At 36.9% G+C, this 26,690-nt stretch carries 19 protein-coding genes; 8 read left to right on the top strand and 11 right to left on the bottom strand.

Features of this window, described 5'->3' with window-relative positions; genetic code table 11:
• Nucleotides 1-113: 113 nt before the first annotated feature.
• The 6 genes from coaE to IGK03_RS03395 all read right to left on the bottom strand — a co-directional run bounded on the left by coaE (nt 114) and on the right by IGK03_RS03395 (nt 9,146).
• On the bottom strand, nt 114-698 hold the full coding sequence (gene coaE, locus IGK03_RS03420; RefSeq protein WP_430602470.1) for a dephospho-CoA kinase: 585 nt from the start codon (nt 696-698) through the stop codon (nt 114-116).
• Nucleotides 695-1,537 carry a DNA-formamidopyrimidine glycosylase gene (gene mutM / locus IGK03_RS03415; RefSeq protein WP_010713835.1) on the bottom strand — a complete coding sequence of 281 codons (843 nt, stop codon included), beginning with the start codon at nt 1,535-1,537 and terminating at the stop codon, nt 695-697. The genes coaE and mutM overlap by 4 nt, the downstream gene beginning before the upstream one ends.
• A 99-nt stretch (nt 1,538-1,636) precedes the next feature.
• Nucleotides 1,637-4,285, bottom strand: coding sequence for a DNA polymerase I (gene polA / locus IGK03_RS03410; protein WP_002355755.1), 2,649 nt, complete (start codon nt 4,283-4,285; stop codon nt 1,637-1,639).
• A 188-nt stretch (nt 4,286-4,473) separates the two neighbouring features.
• The gene (locus tag IGK03_RS03405) at nt 4,474-5,385 is read right to left on the bottom strand and encodes an aldo/keto reductase (RefSeq protein ID WP_002355754.1); all 912 of its coding nucleotides are present in this window, start codon (nt 5,383-5,385) and stop codon (nt 4,474-4,476) included.
• Between the two features lie 68 nt (nt 5,386-5,453).
• Nucleotides 5,454-6,878 carry a helix-turn-helix domain-containing protein gene (locus tag IGK03_RS03400; RefSeq protein ID WP_202334786.1) on the bottom strand — a complete coding sequence of 475 codons (1,425 nt, stop codon included), beginning with the start codon at nt 6,876-6,878 and terminating at the stop codon, nt 5,454-5,456.
• Between the two features lie 123 nt (nt 6,879-7,001).
• The gene (locus IGK03_RS03395; protein WP_202334785.1) at nt 7,002-9,146 is read right to left on the bottom strand and encodes a heavy metal translocating P-type ATPase; all 2,145 of its coding nucleotides are present in this window, start codon (nt 9,144-9,146) and stop codon (nt 7,002-7,004) included.
• A 126-nt stretch (nt 9,147-9,272) separates the two neighbouring features.
• Between IGK03_RS03395 and IGK03_RS03390 the strand changes: the two genes are divergently transcribed.
• The gene (locus IGK03_RS03390) at nt 9,273-9,971 is read left to right on the top strand and encodes a helix-turn-helix domain-containing protein (protein WP_430602468.1); all 699 of its coding nucleotides are present in this window, start codon (nt 9,273-9,275) and stop codon (nt 9,969-9,971) included.
• Between the two features lie 69 nt (nt 9,972-10,040).
• On the opposite strand, the gene IGK03_RS03385 is transcribed toward IGK03_RS03390, so the two are convergent.
• Both IGK03_RS03385 and IGK03_RS03380 read right to left on the bottom strand, forming a co-directional pair.
• Nucleotides 10,041-12,047: a KUP/HAK/KT family potassium transporter gene (locus IGK03_RS03385; protein WP_002381294.1), complete on the bottom strand. Its 2,007-nt coding sequence runs from the start codon at nt 12,045-12,047 to the stop codon at nt 10,041-10,043.
• 333 nt (nt 12,048-12,380) lie between these two features.
• Entirely contained in the window at nt 12,381-15,026 is a 2,646-nt protein-coding gene (locus IGK03_RS03380) for a calcium-translocating P-type ATPase, PMCA-type (protein ID WP_002358801.1), read from the bottom strand.
• A gap of 822 nt (nt 15,027-15,848) precedes the next feature.
• Here IGK03_RS03380 and IGK03_RS03375 point away from each other — a divergent pair.
• Nucleotides 15,849-16,154, top strand: coding sequence for a helix-turn-helix transcriptional regulator (locus IGK03_RS03375; RefSeq protein ID WP_002355748.1), 306 nt, complete (start codon nt 15,849-15,851; stop codon nt 16,152-16,154).
• Nucleotides 16,155-16,498: 344 nt separating this feature from the next.
• Here the strand turns inward: IGK03_RS03375 and queA are convergent, their stop codons facing one another.
• Nucleotides 16,499-17,530 (bottom strand): tRNA preQ1(34) S-adenosylmethionine ribosyltransferase-isomerase QueA, encoded by a 1,032-nt coding sequence (queA, locus tag IGK03_RS03370; RefSeq protein ID WP_033624856.1) that lies wholly within the window; start codon nt 17,528-17,530, stop codon nt 16,499-16,501.
• 165 nt (nt 17,531-17,695) lie between these two features.
• On the opposite strand from queA, the gene IGK03_RS03365 reads away from it, so the two are divergent.
• The 6 genes from IGK03_RS03365 (at nt 17,696) to IGK03_RS03340 (ending at nt 23,170) form a co-directional block, all read left to right on the top strand.
• Entirely contained in the window at nt 17,696-18,586 is an 891-nt protein-coding gene (locus tag IGK03_RS03365) for a ring-cleaving dioxygenase (RefSeq protein ID WP_202334782.1), read from the top strand.
• Nucleotides 18,587-19,212: 626 nt separating this feature from the next.
• The gene (locus tag IGK03_RS03360; RefSeq protein WP_002355745.1) at nt 19,213-20,406 is read left to right on the top strand and encodes a betaine/proline/choline family ABC transporter ATP-binding protein; all 1,194 of its coding nucleotides are present in this window, start codon (nt 19,213-19,215) and stop codon (nt 20,404-20,406) included.
• A 3-nt stretch (nt 20,407-20,409) separates the two neighbouring features.
• Complete coding sequence (locus IGK03_RS03355; RefSeq protein ID WP_002355744.1) at nt 20,410-21,045, top strand: ABC transporter permease; 636 nt, start codon at nt 20,410-20,412, stop codon at nt 21,043-21,045.
• A 2-nt stretch (nt 21,046-21,047) separates the two neighbouring features.
• Nucleotides 21,048-21,968 carry an osmoprotectant ABC transporter substrate-binding protein gene (locus IGK03_RS03350; RefSeq protein WP_002355743.1) on the top strand — a complete coding sequence of 307 codons (921 nt, stop codon included), beginning with the start codon at nt 21,048-21,050 and terminating at the stop codon, nt 21,966-21,968.
• Nucleotides 21,969-21,971: 3 nt separating this feature from the next.
• Complete coding sequence (locus tag IGK03_RS03345; RefSeq protein WP_002363261.1) at nt 21,972-22,634, top strand: ABC transporter permease; 663 nt, start codon at nt 21,972-21,974, stop codon at nt 22,632-22,634.
• Nucleotides 22,635-22,705: 71 nt separating this feature from the next.
• Nucleotides 22,706-23,170 (top strand): GNAT family N-acetyltransferase, encoded by a 465-nt coding sequence (locus IGK03_RS03340; protein WP_002361333.1) that lies wholly within the window; start codon nt 22,706-22,708, stop codon nt 23,168-23,170.
• Between the two features lie 36 nt (nt 23,171-23,206).
• On the opposite strand, the gene IGK03_RS03335 is transcribed toward IGK03_RS03340, so the two are convergent.
• Together IGK03_RS03335 and IGK03_RS03330 are read right to left on the bottom strand one after the other, a co-directional pair.
• On the bottom strand, nt 23,207-25,030 hold the full coding sequence (locus IGK03_RS03335) for an APC family permease (RefSeq protein WP_002379167.1): 1,824 nt from the start codon (nt 25,028-25,030) through the stop codon (nt 23,207-23,209).
• A 297-nt stretch (nt 25,031-25,327) separates the two neighbouring features.
• Complete coding sequence (locus tag IGK03_RS03330; RefSeq protein WP_002391646.1) at nt 25,328-26,497, bottom strand: cation diffusion facilitator family transporter; 1,170 nt, start codon at nt 26,495-26,497, stop codon at nt 25,328-25,330.
• Between the last annotated feature and the right edge of the window lie 193 nt (nt 26,498-26,690).

The raw sequence follows: 26,690 nt of genomic DNA, 5'->3' as shown, positions 1-26,690 counted from the left end.
TGGTTCTTAGTTGAATCTTTGCCATTCTTTAATAAAAACAAAGACTTTCACTGTTTTTTCTGAAATTTTCAAAACATTTTACGCCATTTAAAAAATATTCACTTCTTTCCAGTTTATTTCTCTAGCCACTTCTTCACTTGCTGTTCCGTTTCTTCTCTAGTTCCTTGGTTATCAAACACGATATCTGCTCGTTCTTTTTTCATTTCAATCGGCCATTGGCTAGCAATTCGTTGTTGCGCTTCTTCTTCTGTTAATTGGTTTCGGGCCATCAGACGCTCTTTTTGAATCTTTTCTGGTACATATACCACAGCAACTTGATCCATGATCGCCTCATAATGAGCTTCATAAAGCAGAGGAATATCAACAATAACCAGGGCGGCTTTCTTTTTAGCTTCTTCAATTTGACGTAAAATTTCTTTTCTTAAAAAAGGTTTCAGCGTTTCATTTAACAGCTCTCTTTTTTGAGGACTAGCGAAAATTAATTGTCCTAACTTTTTCCGATCCAATTCACCAGTTGTTAATACTATTTCTGGTCCGAAAGTTTCAACGATTGCGGCTAAGGCTGGTTGCCCTTTTGCAACAATTTCTCGGGCGATAATGTCGCCGTCAACAATTGGATAACCCGCTTTTTTAAAAAGAGCAACAACCGTACTTTTACCTGTCGCAATCCCTCCTGTAATGCCTAAAACTTTTGTCATTTCAATCGACGACCTTTCAATTGTTGGCATTGTGGACAATAATGCGTACCACGTTGTGCCACTTTTGTTTTAACAATTGGCGTACCACAACGATTGCAAGGTAAGCCTGTTTGCCCATAGACATTCAACGCTACTTGAAAAGTCCCTGCTTCTCCTAACGCGTTTAGATAGGTGCGAATGGTGGTTCCACCTGCTTCAACAGCGCGTGCCAAGACGTCAATGATTGCTTGATACAACGTAGCAACTTCCGCAGGTTTTAAGGAATCTGCTGGTTGTTCTGGATGGATTTGCGCTTGCCAAAGTGCTTCATCTACGTAAATATTCCCCAAGCCCGTCACTAGCTTTTGATCTAACAGTAATGGCTTAATTGCCTTATGATGCTTTTTCAATCCTTGTTGAAAAGCAGCTAATTGAAAAACGTCTGGTGTTGGCTCTGGGCCCAAAGCTAAAATCCCTTTATATTGATGACCTTGATTCTTAGGAACCAATGTCATACGGCCAAATTTCCGTACATCTAAATAACGTAATTGCGTGCCATCTGTAAAAGTAAACATTACATGGGTATGTTTGGCAATTTCATCATCAGCCTGATGAAACTCATATTTTCCTTCCATCCGTAAGTGAGAAATCATATCATTATCAGACAATTTAAAAATCAGAAATTTTCCTCTTCGCTCAATCCCTTCAATCGTTTGACCAGCTAATTGACCTTGAAATACATCAACTTCTGGTGATTCAATAATTCTTGGCCAAAAAACAATGACTTCTTGAATGGTTTTTCCTACAACAAGTTTTTCAAGTCCTTTTCGCACTGTTTCTACTTCTGGTAATTCTGGCATTATTTTTGCTCCTTTATATAAAGAGGTCTGAACGCTTAGATATCAACGTCCAGATCCTACTTATCCTTATTTTATTCATCGTTCTTAATGGGTAAGCTATTATTTTGCTTCATACCATGTTTTTCCCCAACTGCTATCGGTGATAAGTGGCACATGTAAGGAAACTGCGTGCTCCATCACTTCTTTGACGAGTTGATTTAATTGTTCTAATTCTGATTCTGGTACTTCAAAAACTAATTCATCGTGCACTTGTAATAACATTGTCGCTTGTAATTTTTCTTCTTTTAAACGACGCGCCATTTCAATCATCGCAATTTTTAAAATATCTGCGGCACTTCCCTGAATCGGTGTATTAATCGCTGTACGTTCAGCGAACGAACGTAGATTAAAGTTTCTTGAATTAATATCACTTAAATAACGACGGCGATGATACAATGTTTCCACATAGCCTTTGTCTTTGGCATCGCGGACTATCTCTTCCATATACTGCTTCACGCCTGGATATTTTTCAAAATAGGTGTCAATATATTGTTGTGCTTGCTTCCTAGTAATGCCTAAGTTTTGGGACAAGCCATAATCACTGATACCATAGACAATTCCAAAATTCACTGCTTTAGCTTGACGACGCATGTTAGGTGTGACATCTTCTGCTTTTTCAACACCGAAAACTCGCATTGCAGTGCTGGCATGGATATCTTGTCCTTCCACAAACGCTTCTTTTAAATGCTCATCATTAGAAATATGCGCGAGCACACGTAACTCAATTTGAGAGTAATCAGAAGAGAAAATCAACCAATTATCCTCTCTTGGTACGAAGGCTTCTCTAATTTTTCGGCCTTCTTCTAAACGGATAGGAATGTTTTGTAAATTGGGATCTACTGAGCTTAATCGTCCTGTTTGTGTCAGTGTTTGTACATACCGAGTATGAATTTTATTATCTGGCTGAATTACTTTTAAGAGTCCTTCAACATAGGTCGATTGAATTTTGGCAATTTGACGATAAGTTAAAATATCTGCCACAATTGGTGCTTGTTCTTTTAGTTGTTCTAAAACATCTACCGCTGTTGAATAGCCGGTTTTCGTCTTTTTGATCACAGGTAAGCCCATTTTTTCAAATAAAATAACGCCTAATTGTTTAGGTGAATTCAAATTAAATTCTTCGCCAGCTTCTGCATAGATTTTTTCTTCGATTTCTTTCAGACGTTCTGAAAATTCTACTTGCATTTCTTTTAAGCGCGTGGCATCAACACGGATACCAGTTATTTCCATATCGCCTAAAATACGAGAAAGTGGTAATTCCATTTTATAGAATAAATCAGCTTGATTCTTTTCTGTTAATTCGCTATCTAATTTGCTTGTTAAAAATTGAATTGCTTTAATCTTACGTGCTAAATGACCAAAGAAAACTTCTTCGTCCTCTGGCAAGCCTTTTTTGGCCCCTTTTCCATAAATCGCTTCATCAGATTGAATCGCATCATATCCGTAATGTTGTGCTACACCTTCAATATCAGCGTTATTGTCATTGGTATCAAGTAAATAAGCAGCCAATAAAACATCAAAGGCAATCCCTGTCATTTTTCCTACATAGCGATTTAGTGCAACGTACGTCCGTTTTGCATCATAGACATTTTTTTTACGTGTCTCATCCATCAACCAATCGATAAATGGCTGACTTTCAAAAACAGCTAAATTATTCGTGGTATAAATCTTCTTGTTGTTGCCCCAAGCAAGGCCGACAATCGGTGACGTATGATAGTTATCTTCCATCATCTCAACATAAAGAGCCATATCGTCTGTAAACATTTCATTGGTTAACTGATCTTCGACTACTTCAAATAAAATATCTTCCATTTCAACAGGTTCTTCTGTAATGTCCAACTTAGCTAAAAATTGTTTAAAGTCCATTTCTTTATAAAAAGGAACCAATTTTTCTAAGTTTTTCCCTTCATATGCCAAGTCTTCCACATTGACTTCGACTGGTGCATTGACTTCAATTGTCGCTAAACGTTTAGAAAGAAAGGCTTGCTCTTTATCATTAATCAAGTTTTCTTTCATTTTGCTTTTTTTCATTTCATCGATATTCTCATAAACCCCTTCAACTGAGCCATATTGTTTTAACAGCTTAATCGCGGTTTTCTCACCGATTTTCGTTACACCTGGAATGTTATCCGACGTGTCGCCAGCCAACCCTTTCATATCAATAATTTGCTTAGGCGTTAACCCATCATATTTTTCAGCAATATGCTCAGGCGTATATGATTCAATATCGCTAACTCCTTTAACAGTGATATCTACTTTGACAGTGTCCGTCGCTAATTGCGTCAAATCTCGGTCCCCTGATAACACAACAACATCAAATTCATCTTTATCAACTTTGTTGGCTAATGTACCAATAATATCATCTGCTTCATAGTTAGGTAGTTCATAATATTTTACGCCTAAACCTTCTAAAAGTTCACGAATATACGGCATTTGTTCTTTAAATTCCCCCGGTGTTTTTGAACGTCCGGCTTTATATTCTGAATAAAATTCTGTTCTGAATGTGGTTTTCCCTGCATCAAAAGCGACTAAAACATGAGTAGGCATTTCTTTTTGCATTACATTTTCAAACATATTGTTAAATGCATAAATAGCATTTGTATGCAAGCCGTTCTTATTTTTGAATCGTTCTAATGAGTTATGTAGCGCAAAAAATGCACGAAAGGCTACACTGTTTCCATCAACGAGTAATAATTTTTTTTTGGTCATTTTTTTCCCCTCATCTTTAGCAAACTAGTTTCCTTTCTATTTTAACAAAAAACTACAGAATTTGCAGTAGACGGCGATTGCAGAATGAAAGAAAAAGGTATTTGACATAGTTCCTTAGTGACAACTATATCAAATACCAAAATCAATCAGCAATACACGCTGGATCTTCACAAGTATGAGAATCTTTTTTACGGCAAAACATTTCCCGCTGCACGATAAATATCGTACCAATCTTCGCGACTAATCACAATGTCTGCTGCTTTAGCAATTTCTTCAATTCTACCAAGATTCATACTTCCTGCGATGACTTGCATATTAGCAGGGTGGCGCAGAATCCAGCTGCTGGCTAAGCCAGTTGGCGTTGTTTGATATTTTTCAGCCAATTCGCTTAATTTTTGATTTAACTCAGGGAATTTTTCATTTCCAATAAAGACACCTTCAAAATAACCATATTGGTACGGTGACCATGCTTGAATAGTCATTTGTTTCAACCGTGAATAATCTAAAATACCATGATCATAATCAATGCTTCCTGATATTTCCATATTTGTTTGTAAGCCTTGATCCACCATGCCAGTATGCTTGATGCCAAATTGTAATTGATTGGCTAATAATGGTTGTTTAACAGCTGTTTTTAAAAGTTCAATTTGTCCTGGCGTTTGGTTACTTACACCAAAATAGCGAACTTTCCCTTGTTTTTCTAATAAATGAAAAGCTTCAGCTACTTCTTCTGGTTCTACTAAAGTATCTGGACGATGCAACAATAATGCATCGACTGAATCTACACCTAAACGCTGTAAACTCCCTTCAACCGCTTCTAAAATATGTGCTTTTGAAAAGTCAAAAAAGCCTTGACGAATCCCACATTTCGTTTGTATAAAAATATCTTCACGACGAATGGTACTTTCTTTTAAGGCCTTACCAAAAATGGTTTCGCAGTCGCCGCCACCATAAATGTCGGCGTGATCAAAAAATGTAATGCCATGATCATAAGCAGTTTCAATTACCTGTTGAGGATTTTCAGCACCATTTAAGCGCATACATCCTAAGATAACCGAAGAAACTGTTTCGTCACTTGTACCAAATTGCAGTTGTTTCATTTTAATATCCTCCTCATCCATTCCTCTTACTTCTTCATTTTAACACTATTTAGACAAAATTGGACTTCTTACGATAGATTCGCTTCGACTTTTTCAAAAAAAGCAGGAGATAATTCCTCTGGCAAATAAACAACTGTCTCAGAAGAAAGCGCTACGTTCATCTGAAACAAATGATTGACGATTACTAGATGTGCTTGGTGAAGTTGATACGTTGGTTTTCCATAAATAATTGTAATATTCTTTTTTTCACTGAAATAGCTTTTTATAGATTGTCCCAACGCTTGTTCCTTTTCTGGAGGAAAGTCCGTCAATAGGCAAATAATATATTTTTTTTCATATAAAATCGGGTCAAATAAATCTAGGATGTGATAAAAATAGCAACTCGTCAATTCCCGTTCTTTTACTGAAGTAAAGACTGGATATAGGCGTTTTAAAAGCCTAATAAGTTTTTGTAATCTGTGCCAGGTTTGTTGATAACGAGCAGCAAGTGTTTGTTCCTGTTTATGAGCTGGCAACCATGCTTGTCCGTCTAATAAACTATTCATATGCGTACTTAAAAATCGACATAAATGAATTTCTTGATAATTAAAATGATGTTGTGTAAAATTTCTCCTAATTTCTTTCATAATAAAAATAGCTGTTTTTAAGCATAAACTTTCTATTTTCATTTGCTCATGAATAAAATACTTTCGCGCTCTCTTGCCAAAACAACCACCAAAATGTGCTTCAAGAATCACAAATAACGCTTTTTGTTCTTTAAGAGACATAAAAGAAGTGCTCAACACTTCCACACGAAATAAATAAAAAAAAGCACTTGTTTGTTGAAATAAATTAGCATTTGGCACTGAAATTTCATGCCCGCCTCTATATCGTTTCTCCCAAATATAAATTAGCCAACTAAGATGATTCTGTTGTGCTACATTTAAATCCAACTCAAAAAAGGTAATGATTTTCCGAGTCATTTCTCTGTTTTCTTCCAGACAGCTTTCTTGAAAAAACAAATAAAAACAAAGGATTAACTGTCGAATTTGCCATTCATTGCCAGTTAAATCGTAATGTTTTTGACGTACAATAATATCAAAATTAACTAGCCAACGTCGAATATTAGAAAGTTTCTTCCGAAGAGTTGATTCCTGTAATCCCAATACCTGGGTCAATTGCACATAATTGATTCGCTCTTCAATTAGACAACGTAAAATATAAAATTCGGGAATAAAATAACAAAATTTTTGTCTAAATCGAGCCAAGCCACAAACGCATAATTCACGATATTTTACAATTCCTTTGGTCGTTGTATAAATCTTACAAAGCCCTTCTATCTTAAACGTTTCCTGCTTTTTTTCAAAACGTTGAATGTAACAATGGATGGTTTTGTCGCTCACCTTTAGTTTTTCTGCAGCCATCAAAACAGAAAATGTCTGCTCTTGTTGCAGTAAATCCAACAATTCCAACATATTTTTATGTTCAAAAGACAATAATTCCTTGAAATCCATATATCGTCCCCTTTCACTCCCTTGTTATAAGAATACGTCAAATAAGGCAAAAATTTTTTTAAGAAGAAAAAAATAGAGAACAAAAAGTATTGATTACTTTCCGCTCTCTACAATTATATCGAATTATTTTTTTGAAATATGCAGTGTCATAGCATTTGCTGCTACAATAATTGTACTTAATGACATCAAGACAGCACCTACAGCTGGATTTAAAACAATCCCAATTGGTGCAAGAACCCCAGCCGCTAAAGGAATGGCGACAATATTGTACCCAGCTCCCCACCAAAGATTTTGGATCATTTTACGTCGTGTTTGTTTGGCTAAATCTAAGAACCTTAAAATATCTTTAGGATCACTATCCGTCAGTACAACATCTGCCGAATCAATCGCTACATCTGTACCAGCGCCTATCGCAATGCCGATTGAAGCACGGGCTAAACTTGGTGCATCGTTAATACCGTCTCCTACCATCATGACCTGATGCCCCTCAGTAAGATACTGTTGCACAATTTTTTCTTTATCTTCTGGTAAGAGCTCTGCGTAGTATTCCTTCATTCCTAAATAATTAGCAACTGCACTGGCAGCTGTTTGATTATCCCCTGTTAACATGACTGGCGTAATTCCTTGCGCTTGTAACTCTGCAATAAATGTTTTAGCTTCTGGTTTGACTTTATCTCCTAAAGCAAGCAGTGCGACTAATTGACCAGCGATGATTAAATAGCTCAAGGTATTTCCTTGCTCTTGATAGTTTGTTTTAATTGTTTCATCGAAGGTTAACTGTAACCGTGCAACTTCTTTTTCATTGACTATTTTGACTTCTTGGTTTTGAACAGTAGCAACCAGTCCTACGCCTGATAAAGCTTGCAGATTATGGGCTTCATAAGGTTGAACGGCTTGTTTATTTAAATAGTTCATGATTCCAATTGCCAACGGATGATTTGCATTTTTTTCCAATGCCCCAATATATTTAAGTGCTTCTTCTCTAGTAAACTGCTTACTCATTAATTCTAAGCCAATAACTGTAAATTGTCCTTCTGTTAAAGTTCCAGTTTTATCCAGCAACACATATTCAACCTTATTGGCTTGTTCTAATGCATTCCGATTTTTTAAAAGTAAGCCATTTTTAGCAGCAATGGAGGTACTTCTAGCAATCACTAAAGGAATTGCTAAGCCTAACGCATGGGGACAGGCAATAATAAAAACTGTAACCATTCGTTCAAATGCTAGAGACAAATCTTTCGTTACGAGTAACCAACCGATAAATGCTAACACACCTACGAATAAGGCAATATAGAATAACCACTTGGCTACACGGTCTGAAATGGATTCTAGTCTTGATTTTTCCGACTGCGCTTGTTTAACCATCTCCATAACTTTTGACAGGTAACTATTTTCACCCGTGCCAGTTACTGAAATTTCAATCATTCCGTTGCCATTGACTGCTCCACCAATCACGGAGTCACCAATGTTTTTTTCTACTGTTTTTGATTCCCCTGTAACCATCGATTCGTCGACTGTTGTGCTTCCTTTCAAAATTTTACCATCTGTCGGAATTTTATCTCCCGAACGAACAATCAAGCGATCGCCTTCTTGAACATCTTGCAAAGGAATTTCTTCTTCCCCATGTTCAGTCATTCGTTTGACTGTGTCAGGTAACAGTTCAGCCATTTTTTTCAAGGCATCACCAGCATTAGAAATAGCATTCATTTCAATCCAATGGCCTAAAAGCATAATAACAATCAGAGTGGCTAATTCCCAGAAAAAGTCCATCACGTGGGCCTGATTCGTAAAATGATTCATGTAAAACGCATATAAGCTGTAAAAATATGATACCGAAATCCCCATCGCAATTAAAGTCATCATTGCTGGACTCTTTTGCTGTAATTCCATTTTAGCGCCACTTAAAAATGGTTGTCCACCATAAAAAAATAGCACAGTTGCTAAAATTAAGACCAACCAATCAGAACCTGGAAAAGTAAATTGAAAAGGTAATTGAAAACCCATCATTGGTGAAAGAACAATAATCGGAATAGCTAAAATCAATGACAGCCAGAATTTTTGTTTAAAATTCCCCATATGCATTGAATGGTCCATTCCCTTCATTCCTTCATGTTGGTGTGACATAGCCATTTGTTCATGCGCCATATCATGATTCATGTGATTCATTTTATCGTGGGACACTGTTGGCTGTTTTTCCTGGTGTTGTTCATGATTATGTTTTGCTGACATATGATCCCTTCTCTTCTTAAGTATTTTCATCTTAAGCATAGCACAAGATGAAAATTGTTAGAAATAATTACTTTTTTTAGTTTAGAAAAAAAAAAGAGCCGAATTTTGCGTATGTATATTTTAAGAACACCTTATCCTCATATTTATTACAAAAGGAGTGTTTCAATGAAAATTACTACAAAGCAAGTCGGGGCGCGCATGCGTGAAGCTCGAAAAAAGAAGAAGTACACTTTACGTTATTTAGCCAATAAAATTGGTTTATCTAGTGGAAGTACAATTAGTAACTGGGAATTAGGTTTGAATTTACCCAATAAACGATACTTAAAAAAAATCGCTAAAGCCTGTGACACAACAGTAGATTGGCTACTTTATGGTGATTTTTATCGATTTGTGCGCCAGCTATTAAAAGAAAATTTTCAAAATAAACAACTGCTAAAACCACCTTTTTTTACTCAGTTGATGGTACGTTTATCTAAAGAACAGCTATCCTATCACGATTCCTTAAAAATTATGATTCAAGCGCAAAAGTTACAGCAGTCCTTTTATGCTTTTCCTTTAACAGTAGAAGCCCCCTCTCATTCCCGAGAGAGTATTTCTATTTATGAACCAACAACTGCAGAAGAACAGTCTGACCAATCTTATTATCATCCGTTTATTTTGTCAGAACTCCATGAATTATTTACACATTCTCAAAATCCAGAATTGGATTATTCTCTGATTATCGCTTTTCTTCCTTTGTTAAAAGTAGATCAATTAACTGAACCACAAAAAGAAGTCTTACTGGCCATCTTTAAGCGAATGAATTCCTTTAAAGACCAAACACTTTTAAATGAATTCTTTGTGGAATTACAGTATTTACTCTGATTCTACAAAAAAGATTGAGCCATGTATCTCAAGGACTTAGGCTCAATCTTTTAGTTAAATTTCTTCTATTTATGAACGATTCTTTCGTTCAACTAAGTGCGTTTTCCGTTGTGGACCAATGATTAAAGGAACGGATTCATATTTGACTTCACTGTATTCCAAGCCAAACCAACTTTCAGGAGAGGTAGTTAAGTTTTTGATAGCTAATTTTGCCTGCATAATTTGTCGATCCCATTTTTTCAGTTCAGAAACGTTAGATAATTCTTCTTGAATTAATACAAATTGGAAATCGCCAACTTCTCTTCCTGGCGTTAATGAATAACGTTGTGGCTGTTTTGGCAAGCGGCCTGTTTTCATCAAGTCATGAACAATTTGTCTTAAATATACATTCACTTCTTGAGAAATATGGAAGCCTAAATATAGCTGAACTTGCACAATAAAATCAGTCCCTAACATATCAACAGAATATTCTTGAGTAAAGGGTTCATCTGTTACCTGAACATTAACAAACCAATAAACATTCGCTCGTTTTGGTTGTTTGTCCAAAATCGAATAAATAATATTACGATTAATTTCGCCATCCACTCGATCGGAGGTTAAAAAGACCACGTTGGTTTGATACATTGGTACAGATGTATCTTCTTTCAAAGCTTTAAGTTGTGGTACATATTTTTCCAACGACACTTGTTCCGCCGTTGCTTCTTTAATCTCGTTGCCGCGTTCCCAAATAATCATGATGCATAACAAGAAGACTGCCATTCCCACAGCAACATATCCACCATGGAAAAACTTCGCAGCACTTGAAAAGAAAAAGACAACTTCAATGGCAGCAAAGAACAAGGAAATTAGATACGCAGACCAAGCTGGAATTTTATCCAAAAGATAAAACAACAATAAAATGGTTGTCATTAACATCGTAATCGTAATCGATAGACCATACGCAGCTTCCATGTGTGTCGATGTTCTAAAAGCCAGCACGATTGCTGAACAAGCTAACCACAAAATTAAATTTACCGCTGGAATATACATTTGACCGATATTGCTCCCAGGATAAATAATTTTAAGTCTTGGTAATAACTTCAATTTAATCGCTTCAGAAACTAAAGTATACGAACCTGATATTAACGCTTGCGAAGCAATCACTGCGGCGATTGTTGCAAAAACAACGCCAAATACGAGAATACCTCGTGGAATCATTTGGAAAAATGGGTTAATTTCAGCTAATGCCTGCATTTCAGGGTTTTCTTTGACCGTTAACAACCACGCAGCTTGCCCTAAATAATTAAGAATCAAACAAATCTTAATATACGGCCAGCTAATGCGGATATTCATTTTTCCTACATGCCCTAAATCAGAATATAAAGCTTCAGCACCAGTTGTAGCCAAGAAAATATTCCCTAAAATAAATAGACCTAATTTATTTTCTGGACTGACTAGTAATTGCAAAGCATAATATGGATTTAATGCACGAATAACCGTCCAATCTTGGCTAAAATTCATTAAACCAATGATGCCTAAAAAAGTAAACCACAAGAACATAATCGGCCCAAAAGCTTTCCCGACCAATTCTGTTCCAAATCGTTGAACAGAAAAAAGAATTAAAATAATCGTCAACGTAATAACCACTATAATCGTTTGGTCATTGCCAAAACGTTCAAAAAATGCTGGAATCCCCCGTAAGCCTTCAATCGCTGTCGTCACTGTCACAGCCGGGGTCAAAACGCCATCAGCCAGTAAAGCGGCGCCGCCAATCATTGCGGGAATAATCAAATACTTACTTTTTTTACGAACCAATGTATAAAGAGAGAAAATCCCACCTTCTCCATGGTTATCAGCATTTAAAGCAATAACAACATATTTAATCGTGGTTAAGATAGTCAATGTCCAAAAAATTAACGAGACCGAACCTAAAATAAACGATTCAGAAACCCGTGCCAAGCCACCATTATCTCCTACAATGGCTTTCATTACATATAAAGGGCTCGTTCCAATATCTCCATAGACAACGCCCATGGCAACTAAGATCCCTGCCATCGTAAATTTCCGACGATCAAACCCCTCTGCTTTGTGTAACACAATACTTTCCTCCTACAAAAGAAATGACTTCGTTTAGTTTAACCAACAGCTCCATAAAAACTTTTAAAACTCTTTATTATATAACGTTTTATATATCTTTTTCATTAGTCAAAAAGCGCTTTTTGACTAACGATGCTACTCACTATAATACGTTTTAAATCGTTTAGCAAGTCTTTTTATTAGAGAATGTTCATCTTAGATAAGAAACCCACCTATTTTGAAAAAAGGAAAATCAAAAATAAGTGGGGCAGCAGTCGAAACGACTGCTGCCCCACTTGCTAACTATTAAGATAATTTTCTGAACAAAAGTAGCTTCTTTTATTCCTGTTAAATTTAAATCACTTCTTCTTCCTCTTCAACTTCAGAGAAATGGAACTTAATCATTTCATTGACGAAAATTGGCACAAAGGATAGGAAAATTGCTAACATCCAATGATTTAAACTAATATGCACTAATCCAAATAGTTCTTGTGTGAATGGTAATAAAGCAATGGTTGTGGTAATTAGTAATGCTAAAACGACCATTTCAAAGAGCGACTTGTTGCTTGATAATTTTACACGGAAAACAGAGTTCGCACTACGAACATTAAAGACATGTAAGATAGAGGAATAAGCTAAGATTAAAAATGCCACTGTTTGTCCAACTTCATAGCTGTTTGAAACATAGGCTGAAACACCTGGTACAAAAGCACCTAGGTAAAAACCAAACAAAGTAATGACTGTGAACACTGCTGCATTAATCCCAATCTTTTGCCATAAGCCTCGTGCAAAAATCCCTTCGTTTTTAGGGATTGGTGCCTCATCCATAATTCCTTTTTCCGCTGGTTCTTTTCCTAATGCAAAACCAGGTAACCCATCTGCGACCACGTTAACAAACAACAGTTGAACTGCAGTAAATGGCGCACCCCAACCAAGTAACATGGCAATTAAAACAATAAAAATCTCAGAAATATTACAGCTTAACAAGAAGTTAATGGCTTTACGAATATTTCGGTACACGGCACGTCCTTGTGCAACCGCATCAACAATAGTTGCAAAGTTATCGTCCGTCAAAATCATATCTGAAGCGCCTTGGGCCACATCTGTTCCAGTAATCCCCATTGCGCAACCGACATCACTAGCTTTCAAGGCTGGCGCATCATTCACGCCATCTCCGGTCATTGCTACAACAGCGCCAGAACGTTGCCATGATTGAACAATTCGAATTTTATCTTCAGGGGTTACACGTGCATAAACGGATAAATCTTTAACACGTTTATCTAATTCTTCATCACTCATTTTTTTCAGTTCTGAACCAGATAAGGCTTCACTTTTATCTTTTAAAATTCCTAATTCTTTAGCAATTGCACTGGCTGTTACCACGTGATCACCAGTAATCATGACTGTTTTAATTCCAGCTTTTTTCGCACGAGCAATGGCGCCCTTACTTTCTGGACGTGGTGGATCAATCATGCCAATTAAGCCTAACAAGCGAAGATTTTTTTCTAAAGCCTCTGATGTAATTTCCTTGGGTGGTTCATCATATACGGCATAACCGACAGCAATAACTCGTAACGCTCGTTTTCCGAAACGATCATTAACAATAGCCGCTTGATCGACATCTCCGAAACCAAAACGTGGTAGTAACACATCAAAGGCTCCTTTAGTAATTGAGATGTACTTTTTCCCCCATTGATGGACCGTAGTCATCATTTTTCGTTCTGAATCAAAGGGAATTTCACCAATACGAGGATATTTTTCTTCAAGTTCTTCTTTAGTATGATAATTTTCTTCGACAGCACGAACAATTGCCGCTTCTGTCGGATTCCCTGTAACAGTTAGTTCATCGCCTTCTTTTTCCACAATGACATCTGTACATAAAGCAGCCATTTTCAATACTTCCATGGCTTCATCGGTCATGGCATCTTCCGTATCCGTTACTTCATCACCACGATGCCATACTCGGCGGACGCGCATTTTATTTTGTGTCAGTGTTCCTGTCTTATCAGAACAGATAACATTCGCAGTTCCTAGCGTTTCTACTGCTGGCAATCGACGAATAATCGCATGTTTCTTAGCCATTTTTTGAACACCATATGCTAAGGTTAACGTTACAATCACGGTTAGTGTTTCTGGTACAGCTGCCACCGCTAAGGAAACGGCTGTCATAAACATTTCAAGAAGCGGTTCTCCTTGCAGTTCACCAATAATGAAAACAATTGCCGCAGCCCCTAAGGCTAACAAACTAATACGTTTGCCTAATTGATTCAAGCGTTTTTGTAATGGTGTTTTTTGCTGATCGCTGTTATTCAGTAACCCAGCAATTTTACCCATTTCCGTATTCATTCCTGTTGCAGTTACTACTGCTCGTCCGCGGCCATTCACAACGGTACAGCCTTTGAAAATCATATTTATTTGATCTCCTAAGCCATCATCGTCATGCCCCACGTATGTAGGATCTTTTTCAACAGGTTCACTTTCACCTGTTAGTGCTGACTCTTCTACGCGCATTTGAGAAGCTTGAATAAGTCGTGCATCGGCTGTAATCATTGAACCAGCTTCAAGAACTAGAACATCTCCTACTACTAGTTCTTCAGCATCGACTTCGATTACCTTGCCATCTCGTAAGACTGCACTACTTTGCTTGTTCATGTCTTGTAAAGCCGCCAGAGATTTTTCAGCATTTCCTTCTTGAACAATGGCCAAAACAGCATTGATAATCACAATTGCAATAATTAAGATTCCTTCAAAATATTCGCCATGTTCTGTTACGATTGCTGTATAAAACGAAATTGCCGCAGCAACTAATAAAATAATCGTTGTAAAATCAGATAAACTGTGAATAAATTTCTTTAACACAGAATCCTTCTTAGCCTCTTCAAATTGATTGCGGCCATTTTCTTTCAGCCGTTGTTGGGCCTCTTGTTGTGTTAAACCAGTTTCAGTATTGACTGAAACTTCTTTTGTGACAGTATCGACAGTTTGCTTGTAAGCTTCCATCCTATTCCCCCTCTAATTTTTTCTTCCTATATAATAGTGTCTCTATTAAATATAACATGATTTTTTTTGAACACGCAACTTTTTTCATCTTTGGCTTAGCGTTCTCTCATATGTCCAGAAAAAACTGGTATTTTCGTTGTTGCTACAGCAATGTTTCTATTTGATTATGGGAATTTTATGAAAAAAGAAACGAATTCAGCCAAAAAGCAATGGACATTTTTTTCATTTTGTCTGATAAAAAAATAGTTTATTTCTATATATTCAACACAAAAACAACAAAAAATACAATGTTATTTGGTTCGCACGATTATTTATTTTACATGTTATAAAATAACCAGAAAAATATTATATTTAATCTTATTAATAAGCGTTATAACTTGCAAACGCTTCCAAAAGGTGCTATTATTTAAGTGTAAGGAGGACATGCAAATCAATTGGTTGAAGATTTTCTCAGTAGATAAAAATCGGTAAACTCAAAGTTGTTAGAATTGCAAGATTCACCTGTAAACAATACGTGTAGAGTAATTGTTAGTGATAACTCGTATCGGAAAATAGGGAAAGGTTATAGAAGGATGGAGTTTCTATAAAGCATTTACCCTATCTGTTATCACCTAACGCAAGTTATCCACCATCCAAGCGTCGAAACTGTATGAAAACAAGGTTTTAGTTTCACCACATCACGTTCACCTTTTGCTTTACATGTATCGCGAAATGTAAACACTTATTCAACCAATTGATGTCTTCCCGTTAACAAGGCCGAGCTTAAATTTAAGCTCGGTTTTTTCTTTCAGGCAATAAAATATATTTGTATCAAATAATCATATGTGTTATATTCAAGGTGCACATTCTATTTTATCTTCTTTTAAAGGAGGGAATGCTATGCGAAAAAAGAAAAAATCTTCGTTTGAAAGTTCAATTCATGTTTATCGTGCTATGGCTCGTATGACCCAGCAAGATTTGGCCAATCGAGTCGGTGTCTCTCGACAAACAATTATTCAACTGGAACGAAACAAGTACAATCCTTCATTACTTCTTGCGCATGACATCGCGAACGTCTTTGGCGTAACCATTGATGATGTGTTCACCTTCAAAGAAACACTGAATGACGATGTAGAACAAGAAGCCTAAACAGTATAAGCTGTACTTAACAAGACAATTTTTCTGATTGTACTTGGAGTTGCCGAGGTACAACTTAGTACCGGCAATACGAAGAAAGCACTTCTTCGTATTGTTGTTTCAATAATTAATCTTTTCTTACATAAAAAAAGAACGGCGCAACCTTGGTTGCGTCGTTCTTTTTATTCTAAGATTGTCTACTAAGCATTTTTACTCTAGTAGCGTTTTGGTTTCTAACTTTATTATTTACAGGGGAAGAAAAAATAAAGCACACCTTTACTGTGATTCCAAAAATCACGTGTTTATCATAATATATTTTTGTTTCAATCCCAAGTATTCTGCTCACAAAGTGTCGCTTATTTAATAAACATTGCATCGCCAAAACTAAAGAAACGATATTTTTCCTCAATTGCATGTTGGTAAGCAGCCAATGTTAAGTCTTTTCCTGCAAAGGCACTCACAAGCATCACTAACGTAGATTTTGGTAAATGGAAGTTCGTTGAAAAAGCCTCTACGACTTTAAATTGATACCCTGGTGTGATAAAAATATCGGTCCAGCCACTGTCAGCCTGGATTTCACCATTAAATTTTGTGCCAATTGTTTCCAACGTACGAATAGAAGTTGTTCCAACCGCAACAATCCGACCGCCTGCTTGGCGTACTTCATTTAATTGCTTAGCCGCTTCTTCAGTTAAACGATAGAATTCGCTATGCATATGATGTTCTTCTATATTATCAACGCTCACGGGACGGAATGTTCCTAAACCGACATGTAAAGTTAAATAAACGAGATGAACACCTTTTGCTTTGATCTCTTCTAATAGTTCTTTTGTAAAATGCAAACCCGCTGTTGGTGCTGCAGCTGAACCATTTTCTTCAGCATAAACCGTTTGATAACGATCTGGGTCATCTAGACGTTCTTTGATATATGGCGGCAATGGCATTTCTCCTAACGATTCTAAAATTTCTAAGAAAATACCATCATATTTAAATTCAATGATTCGACCACCATGTTCCAACTCTTCTTTAACCACCGCTTTTAGGCGACCATCGCCAAATTGAATTTCCGTGCCGACTTTTGCACGTTTCGCGGGTTTAATCAAGGTTTCCCATGTATCGCCTTCTGTATTTGTTAAAAGTAAAACTTCCAAATGACCGCCTGTTTCAGTTTTTTCTCCATATAAACGGGCCGGCAGTACCCGTGTATTATTCATGACTAATGCATCCCCAGGCTGTAATTCATCAAGAATATCATGGAAATGTTTATCCTCCATGTCCCCTGTTTCTTTATTTACAACTAATAATCGTGAACTAGCGCGATCTTTTAGTGGGGTTTGAGCAATTAATTCTTCTGGTAAATCAAAATCAAAATCTTCTGTACTTAGCATTTCCGTCACTCTTTCTACTAGTTTTTATCTTGGTTATTCTAACACTTTTTCTTGTTTCTGGCTATGTCAGCCTTCTGAATCAAACTAAATAGTTGTCAAAAAATGTCAGAAGCACTATACTTACTTTAAGTAAGTATACATAGTTATTTAGAGGAGGAACTCAAAATGCATGCTCAATTTCATCATGTTTCACTATTAGCGCGTCATGGTCAAGAAAACCAATCATTCTATACAAAATTGTTAGGCTTACGTTTTGTCAAAAATACCGTCAATCAAGACAACAATCGCATGCCTCATTATTTTTATGGCGATTATCAAGGCACGCCGGGAAGCTTAGTAACTTTTTTTATCGTGCCCTTATTAGGCAACCGCTATGAAGAAAAAAATTATTTAGCCACGATTGGCTTAAAAATTCCCCAAAACAGCCTTTCCTTTTGGGAACAACGTTTAACAGAAAACAAAATTCCATTTAACAAAAAAGAAAAGAGCCTACATTTCAGTGATCCAGATGATACGCATATTATCCTGACAGAAGTTCCTGAAAATCCATTAAAAGAAACACTCGTTGTTTCTAACGACATTCCAGCAGCGGTTCAAATTATCGGTTTGGCCTCTACTGAATTTCATGTGCCAGATTCTGAAAAAACCTTGGCCTTTTTTGAAACATTTCTTGGTTGGCAAGCAGTTGGCAATACGATTATTTTAAGTGAGACGGAAAGCTTTTCTGTTCATCAAACAACGTCGGATAAAACAAGCCGAATGGGGCGTGGCAGTATGGATCATATTGCTTTTTCTGTGGCTGATGATGAAACATTACAAGAACTACACACGCGCGCTTTAGCACAAGGCTGGGAAATTGAAATGTATGTAAGTCGTGGATATTTTAAAAGTTTATACATTCGTGAACCAGGCGGGAATCGGGTTGAATTTGCTACTTTGACTCCTGGCTTTACATTGGATGAGCCTCTGGAACATTTAGGGGAAACATTGGCTTTACCGCCTTTTTTAGAACCAAAACGGACTGCAATTGAAGCCAACCTCTACAAAGACATGTAACCAACGCTTTAGAAAACAACGGAAGACGGACGTAATAATCGGTGACAAAATTACGTCCGTCTCTCTTCCCCTATGTTTGAATGTTTGAACAAGAGAATAAAAAATGACCTTCAGATTTTTCTGAACGTCATTGCACATTCCATAAAAAGCATCCTTCGTTCTTCCACTTCTTACTTCTTAAAAAAACTGGTAATTTTTTCAAAAATTCAGTAAAATAAAAGTGATCAATGGTTTCCATTGATTGAACGGGCAACTTGATGGTCCACTTGCACAGGTGACTATTCAAGGCTTCGTGATTTAGTTGCCGCTAAATCATGAAGCGCCTTTTTTTATTTTATTCCCTTGTTCTCTTTCCATTCTAATGAAAAACTCAGCTCCCGTCAACTTGCTACAAAGGACACTTTTCTTTGTTATAGCGGCTTTTCTTCCTTCTCAGAATACTCTTTTTAACATCTTGTTTCGTTCAGATAACTTTTACTAAACAATAGTTATCTTTTCTTTTTTTTAGAACGAATTAAAAAAAATTTACCGCCTTCTTTTTCCCATTAAAAATAGATTACATTTGTCGAAATCGCATTTTTATAGCATACTAGTAATAAGATACATTTTCAAAATATTTAGTTGAGGTGAGTAAGTTGATAGAATTTCAGCATGTATCAAAATTTTATAAAGGCGGAAAAGTCGCCGTTGATGACATTAATTTGTCTTTCGATAAAGGTGAATTTATCTGCTTCATCGGAACAAGTGGTAGTGGAAAAACAACATCAATGCGGATGCTTAACCGCATGACCGACCCTTCAAAAGGAAAAATTTTAATTGATGGCCAAGATATTCAAAAAATCAATCCTGTAGAGCTACGTCGCCAAATTGGCTATGTCATTCAAAATATCGGCTTGATGCCTCACATGACCATTCGTGAAAATATCGTTTTAGTGCCTAAATTATTAAAAGTACCTGTGGAAGAACGCAATAAGATAGCCGAAAAAATGATTGATTTGGTTGAGTTACCACGAGAAATGTTGGACCGCTATCCCAATGAACTTTCTGGGGGACAACAACAAAGAATCGGCGTTGTGCGGGCTTTAGCTGCCAATCAAGATATTATTCTAATGGATGAACCTTTTGGTGCTTTAGATCCTATCACCCGTGATTCATTACAAGATTTAGTGAAAGATTTGCAAGAACGTTTAGGAAAAACGATTGTCTTTGTTACCCATGATATGGATGAAGCGTTGAAATTAGCAAATAAAATTGCCATTATGAGCGAAGGCAAAGTAATTCAATTTGACACACCAGATAATATTTTACGTCATCCAGCCAATGAATTTGTAGAAGAACTCATCGGAGAAGATCGCTTATTACAAGCCAAACCTGATTTCACCACTGTTGATGAAGTCATGTTAAATTCAGCTATTACTATCACGCCGGAAAAATCTTTACAAGAAGCGATTAAATTGATGCGTGAAAAACGGGTTGATACCTTATTAGTTGTTGATAATTCCCATGTGCTTAAAGGCTTTATCGATGTTGAAACATTAGACCAGCAACGTGGCAAAGCTTCTAGCGTTGGTGATATCTTGAATAAAGATGTCTTCTTTGTTCAAAAAACCGCTCTTTTACGTGATGCTTTACAAAGAATCTTAAAACGTGGCTTAAAATATGTGCCAGTCGTTGATGAACAAAAACGAGTGGTGGGCATCTTAACACGTGCTTCCCTTGTTGACATTGTTTATGATGTTATCTGGGGCGATGAAACAACGATTAGTGAAGCTGTAGAAGCAAAACAAAGCGAGTCCGAAACTGATAAAGAGGAGGCGTAAGCAATGAGTAGCTTCTTTCAAGAATATGGATCAGAAATGATTTCAAAAAGTATTGAACATATTTATATTTCATTCTTTGCACTTTTATTAGGGGTCGCTATCGCTGTACCCGTTGGCGTTTGGTTAACACGTTTGCCCAAAGTAGCCAATATTGTCATTGGTTTAACAAGTGCCTTACAAACGGTTCCTTCGTTGGCTTTATTAGCTTTGATGATTCCAATTTTTGGTGTCGGCAAAACACCCGCTATTATCGCGCTATTCATCTATTCCCTTCTACCTATTTTAAGAAACACGTATATCGGAATGAAAAATGTCGATGAAAATTACCGAGATGTTGCTAAAGGCATGGGCATGACCAATTTACAGTCTATTTTTAGTGTTGAATTACCCATTGCCATGCCAACAATTATGGCCGGCATTCGTTTAGCTGCTGTCTATGTCATTGCTTGGGCTACACTGGCTTCTTATATTGGTGCAGGTGGTCTTGGTGATATGATTTTCAGTGGATTAAATAACTATCAGCCAGAATTAATCTTTGGCGGGACTATTCCAGTAACTATTTTAGCACTTTTAGCAGATGTTCTTCTTGGATTATTAGAAAATCGTTTAACGCCAAAAGCTTTAAGGGAGGGCGAATAATGATGAAAAAGAAACTCAAGTTAAGCTTACTCTTCTTAAGCAGTTTACTTTTATTGGCAGGTTGTTCTTTACCTGGTCTCGCTTCAACTTCTGATGATAACACTGTTGCCATTACAGGTGGGATTACTTCAGAAGCGCAGATTTTAGGGAGCATTGTAGCGGATATGGTTGAGCATTACACAGATAAAAAAACAAATGTGATTAACAACTTAGCCACTACTACCATCAATCACCAAGCAATGTTAAACGGAGATGCTTCAATTTCTGCAGCTCGTTATACTGGTACTGACGTGACTACTACGCTGGGCTTACCAGCGGAAAAAGACCCTAAAAAAGCGTTCAATCTAGTTCAATCAGAATTTGAAAAACGTTATCAACAAACTTGGTTCCCTTCATATGGTTTTGAAAATACTTATGTATTCTTAGTTACAAAAGAAACGGCTGAGAAATACAATTTAAAAACAGTCAGTGATTTAGGGAAAGTCGCAGACAAATTAGTTGCTGGTGTCGATACTGCGTGGATCACACGTGAAGGCGACGGTTATGAAGGCTTTAAAAAGGAATACAACTTCCAATTTAAATCTATTTTACCAATGCAAATTGGCTTGGTGTACGATGCAGTCAACGCTGGAAAAATGGACGTTATCTTAGGTTACTCAACAGATGGCCGGATTGGTAGTTACGATTTAGTCATGTTAAAAGATGACAAGCGCTTCTTCCCGCCTTATGATGCCGCTCCTGTGGTTAGTGACAAATTATTAAAAGAAACGCCGGAAATTAAAGATGTCTTAAATCGCTTAGATGGTAAAATTTCTACCAAAAAAATGCAAGAATTGAACTATCAAGCAGATAATGATTTAATTGAACCTGCGGTCGTAGCCGAACGTTTCTTAAAAGAAAATAACTATTTTGAGGGGGAGTAACAGATGAATAATATGAATTTATTCCAACAATTTATCTACTATTTCCAACAAAATGGCGGCTACGTCTTTCAACAATTTTTACGTCACTTTTTAATTTCGATTTATGGCGTAATCTTTGCTGCAATTGTCGGAATTCCTATCGGGATTATGATTTCACGTAAACGTAGCTTAGCCAACTGGATTATCCGTTTAGCGAACATAATCCAAACAGTACCAGCTTTGGCAATGCTTTCGATTTTAATGTTGGGAATGGGCTTAGGCGTCAACACGGTGGTTGTAACGGTCTTCCTTTATTCTCTCCTACCAATCATCAAAAATACGTACACTGGCATGATTCAAGTGGATCGCAATATTTTAGATGTTGGTAAAGGAATGGGTATGACAAAAGTACAACTTCTTTATATGGTCGAGTTACCTTTATCTGTGTCAGTAATCATGGCAGGTATTCGAAATGCGTTAGTCGTCGCAATCGGGATTACTGCGATTGGTGCTTTCGTTGGTGCTGGTGGTTTAGGGGATATTATTATTCGTGGAACCAATGCCACAGATGGTGCTTCTATCATTTTAGTCGGTGCCTTACCAACGGCCTTTATGGCGATTATCACAGATTGGGTTCTAGGGATTATTGAACGTCGTTTAGACCCAGCTAGCAAACATTCCAATTAATAAAAAATGCAGAGCAGATCCAACATTGTTTCTTTTCAATGGGATCTGTTCTTTTATCTAGGAGATTAATAATGTCTAACTATACTATTATCGATTTAAACCAACAACCACACTTAATTCCGTCAGCTGCTCAATGGTTTAGCCAAAAGTGGCAAATCCCCGCTGAAGCGTATCAAGCAAGTATGCAGGAAATGCTAACTAGCGAAAACCACGTACCACATTGGTGGGTCTGCTTGAATAAACAGCAGGACATCGTTGCAGGCGTGGGCGTAATTGATAATGACTTCCACAATCGTGCAGACCTTACGCCAAACCTTTGTGCATTGTATGTCGAACCAACATTTCGTCACCAAGGCTTAGCAGGAATTCTTTTAACAACAGTTGGTGATTTTCTTGCTAATTCTGGATTTAAAAAGCTTTATTTGCTCACAGACCATACTACTTTTTATGAAAGATATGACTGGGAATTTTTGACAATGGTAACCACTGAAGAGCAGTCTTGCGCTAGAATTTATCAAAAACAATTACGTCAATAAAAAAATCTGCCATCAAAAGATGGCAGACTTTTTTATTTATTTTTTCAAGTGATAACTATAGGTAGCCACAATAATATTTTCCCGCCACGCTAAACGAATCCGCAAACGTAAACTTGTTTGGTTATGCAAAATATTTTGCCAACGTTTATTTGGTACAAATTGTGGCACTAAAACTGTTGTACTGTAGTTATGCTTCGTGGCATTTTTACTAACCAAATCAACATAACGTAAGATAGGGTTTTGCAGTGAGCGATACGAAGAATGGACAATTGATAGACGAACGTCCGGGAAGTGTTTTTTAAACTCTTCCTGGATTTCTTTTTCCTTCTCAACGTTTTCATCCATTGAGACATGCATGGCAACAACATAATCACCAATGGAACGCGCATAGTTCAAGGCGCCGACATTTGCCTTGGTTACGTTCCCTACTAAAACAATAACTGTATTCCCGTCAAACTCATGCAACTGTGCCCCATCTTCTAAACGTAGCTGTTCCGCCACATTTTTATAGTGAGTGTTGACCCGATAAAATGCATAAATCAACACTGGCATAATAATAAAGAACGGCCAGATGTCCCCTAATCGATAAATAAACAAAATGGCGATAATCGCGAAAGAGATAAAGGCGCCGACAATGTTAGCAATTGATTTTGGCAACCAATTTTTAGTTTCTTTTCGCCATTTTACAACCATCCCCGATTGAGACAAAGCAAACGGAATAAACACACCAATTGAATACAATGGGATTAAACGTTCTGTGGAACCTTGGAAAATCAATAATAAAACAATGGAACCAGCAGCTAAAGTTAAAATACCGTTTGAATAGCCTAAACGGTCGCCACGATCCATATACATATGCGGCATAAACTTATCTTTGGCTAAGTTATAAGCCAAAACTGGAAAGGCTGAGAATCCTGTGTTAGCAGCAACCGCTAAAATTAAGGCTGTCGCAAACTGTAATAAATAATATAAAATATTTTGACCAAAGACCGCTTTCCCAATTTGTGAAAGAACTGTCACTTCTTCTTTTGGCACAATCCCATACCAATAGTTAATAAATGTAATCCCCACGAAGAAGAACCCTAAAATCGTTGCCATTAACGCTAACGTCCCAGCAGCATTTTTTGCTCGTGGTTTCTTAAAGAATGGCACTGCATTACTGATTGCTTCAACCCCTGTTAAGGAAGAAGAACCAGATGAAAACGCCCGTAAAACTAAGGCAATAGAAATTCCTGGAACCACGGCTCCTGGTAAAGCTGTCGCATTCAATGGCTGTGCGCCAGTCACAATTTTAAATAGCCCAACAACAATCAGTAAGGTAATAATTGCGATAAAACTATACACTGGCAACATTAAGAACGAAGCAGATTCTCGCAGGCCTCTCAAGTTCATTAAGGTAATCAATATCACAATCCCAATAGAAATTGCTACTTGATGACCATATAACGCTGGAATCGCCGATATAATCGCCTCTGCGCCCGCTGAAACTGAAACGGCTACTGTTAGCATATAATCGACTAACAACGAACCACCAGCCAACAAACCGGCATTTCTGCCGAGGTTTTCACTACTAACAACGTATGCGCCGCCGCCATGCGGATATGCATGAATAATTTGTCGGTACGACAATGTTAAAGAAATAAGTAAAATAATAACAAATGCAGCAATTGGCAATGAATACCAAATCGCAGCCGCCGACAAAGTAACCAGAACCACCACTATTTGTTCTGTACCATACGCAATGGATGAAAGTGCATCAGAAGATAACAACGCAAGCGCTGCAAATCTGCTTAATTTATGTTCATCATTTTCGGCTGATTTCAATGGTTTCCCAATGAACAGTCGTTTTAAATCCGCCATTTTTTTCGACTCCTTTTCTCTAGAGTGACCCGCTCACTTTTTTCATTATTTTTTATCAAACAAATCCATATGCTACGCTTCTCACAATGAAAAGTCAATTGATTTTTGTTACTGAAAAAGATAAAAAAATCACCATCTTTTTTTAATCAGACACTCATTTACAGTCCCCCGCTTCCTTTATCTTATCAAGAGAATCCAGATAACAAAAGGATTTGCATTATCTAAACAAAAAAGCGAGAGCTAAAAGTCTATTTGACCTTTTAGCTCTCGCTTAAAAACTTAGTTAATTATTCCCTTTTATTGTAACAAGTACGTATGATCGAAGGTAATTTCCACTTTATAACGACCAATTTTTTCATAAACTTGCCGCTGAATTTCCACACCCAGTTCAAATTCAGATAATTTTGATTCTGTAGGCAAAACCAAGTCGAACAAAATCTTCGGCTCTTCGCCATGGGTAACTAAGCGGATATCATGGACTTTTAAAGACGCGTCAAAAGAACGAATAATCTTTTTGATTGTTTGATGAACAAATTGTTGTGTTGGGTCATACAAATTCACTGGATCAATATGACAAACAAGGTTAACATCCAATTCTTCTTTAAACTTCGCTTCAATCGCATCGATTGTCTGATGGGCTTTATTTAAATCCCAGCGATCATCAATTTCAATGTGAACAGACGCAAACGTTTGGCTGGGACCATAATTATGAATCAGTAAATCGTGATACCCTACAATTGTTTCCATTTTTGATAAGACATTCTTCATTTCATCAATTTCTGTTTGGCTCGGACGCATGCCCATCAACTCATTAATAAATTCGCGAATTAACTGCAAGCCACTATAAATAATATATGCAGCAATTAAAAAACCAATATATCCATCAATTCGCAAACCAGTGACGCCTTCAATAAATGCAGAAACCAAAACAGCTAATGTAGTATAAACATCATTAAAGCTATCCTTAGCAGAAGCAACTAATGCTTGAGAATCAATTTTTGCTGATACTTTTTTGTAAAACAGCCCTTGCCAAATTTTAATCCCAATTGATAAAGCTAAAACAGCAAATAAAATGGGTGTCACCTTGATTGATTCTGGATGCAGGATGCGATCAACGGAGGTCGTTAGAAACTCAAACCCAATAAACGTAATCACTAATGATACAAGCATTCCACTAATATATTCAAAACGTTCATGGCCATAGGGATGTTCTTTATCCGCTGGCTTACCAGCAATATAAAAACCGACTAATGTTAAAACTGAAGAAATAGTATCGGACAAGCTATTAATGGCATCTGCCATGATTGAAACACTACCTGAAAGCAAGCCAATCATAAATTTACTAACGAATAAAAATAAATTAGAAACAAGCCCAATCCGCCCGGCAAAAGCACCGAATGCTGTTCGTTTTTCCAATTTACGACGTTCAATTTTTTTCTCATATCGTTGAAGCAATGCTTGAATCATTTTACAACCCCTACCCACTTTTTATTTCTTAAAAAAATACTATAAAACCTTTTTATACATTTGTACACAAAAAACCTCACTTTCTGAGGGAGATTTTATTATTTAGCATTGCCAAAAAGTCAAAAGCAAGAGCCCCCAAAACTTCTTTGTTAGGGTTGCCTTGAAAATAAAGAAAAACAAAAAGCCGAAAACG

The organism is Enterococcus sp. DIV2453a (assembly GCF_050533535.1).
Classification (GTDB): Bacteria; Bacillota; Bacilli; order Lactobacillales; family Enterococcaceae; genus Enterococcus; species Enterococcus faecalis.
Note: the sequence above shows the minus strand (reverse complement) of the source record. Positions and strands in the feature narration are given on the sequence as shown.

Excerpts from the sequence above, each read along its gene's own strand:
- mutM (WP_010713835.1), bottom strand. The coding sequence starts at position 1,537 with ATGCCAGAATTACCAGAAGTAGAAACAGTGCGAAAAGGACTTGAAAAA.
- IGK03_RS03350 (WP_002355743.1), top strand. The coding sequence starts at position 21,048 with ATGAAAAAGAAACTCAAGTTAAGCTTACTCTTCTTAAGCAGTTTACTT.
- queA (WP_033624856.1), bottom strand. The coding sequence starts at position 17,530 with ATGCTAAGTACAGAAGATTTTGATTTTGATTTACCAGAAGAATTAATT.
- IGK03_RS03375 (WP_002355748.1), top strand. The coding sequence starts at position 15,849 with ATGTGTTATATTCAAGGTGCACATTCTATTTTATCTTCTTTTAAAGGA.
- IGK03_RS03400 (WP_202334786.1), bottom strand. The coding sequence starts at position 6,878 with ATGGATTTCAAGGAATTATTGTCTTTTGAACATAAAAATATGTTGGAA.
- IGK03_RS03405 (WP_002355754.1), bottom strand. The coding sequence starts at position 5,385 with ATGAAACAACTGCAATTTGGTACAAGTGACGAAACAGTTTCTTCGGTT.
- IGK03_RS03335 (WP_002379167.1), bottom strand. The coding sequence starts at position 25,030 with ATGGCGGATTTAAAACGACTGTTCATTGGGAAACCATTGAAATCAGCC.
- coaE (WP_430602470.1), bottom strand. The coding sequence starts at position 698 with ATGACAAAAGTTTTAGGCATTACAGGAGGGATTGCGACAGGTAAAAGT.
- IGK03_RS03340 (WP_002361333.1), top strand. The coding sequence starts at position 22,706 with ATGTCTAACTATACTATTATCGATTTAAACCAACAACCACACTTAATT.
- IGK03_RS03355 (WP_002355744.1), top strand. The coding sequence starts at position 20,410 with ATGAGTAGCTTCTTTCAAGAATATGGATCAGAAATGATTTCAAAAAGT.
- polA (WP_002355755.1), bottom strand. The coding sequence starts at position 4,285 with ATGACCAAAAAAAAATTATTACTCGTTGATGGAAACAGTGTAGCCTTT.
- IGK03_RS03365 (WP_202334782.1), top strand. The coding sequence starts at position 17,696 with ATGCATGCTCAATTTCATCATGTTTCACTATTAGCGCGTCATGGTCAA.
- IGK03_RS03390 (WP_430602468.1), top strand. The coding sequence starts at position 9,273 with ATGAAAATTACTACAAAGCAAGTCGGGGCGCGCATGCGTGAAGCTCGA.
- IGK03_RS03330 (WP_002391646.1), bottom strand. The coding sequence starts at position 26,497 with ATGATTCAAGCATTGCTTCAACGATATGAGAAAAAAATTGAACGTCGT.
- IGK03_RS03345 (WP_002363261.1), top strand. The coding sequence starts at position 21,972 with ATGAATAATATGAATTTATTCCAACAATTTATCTACTATTTCCAACAA.
- IGK03_RS03395 (WP_202334785.1), bottom strand. The coding sequence starts at position 9,146 with ATGCTTAAGATGAAAATACTTAAGAAGAGAAGGGATCATATGTCAGCA.
- IGK03_RS03380 (WP_002358801.1), bottom strand. The coding sequence starts at position 15,026 with ATGGAAGCTTACAAGCAAACTGTCGATACTGTCACAAAAGAAGTTTCA.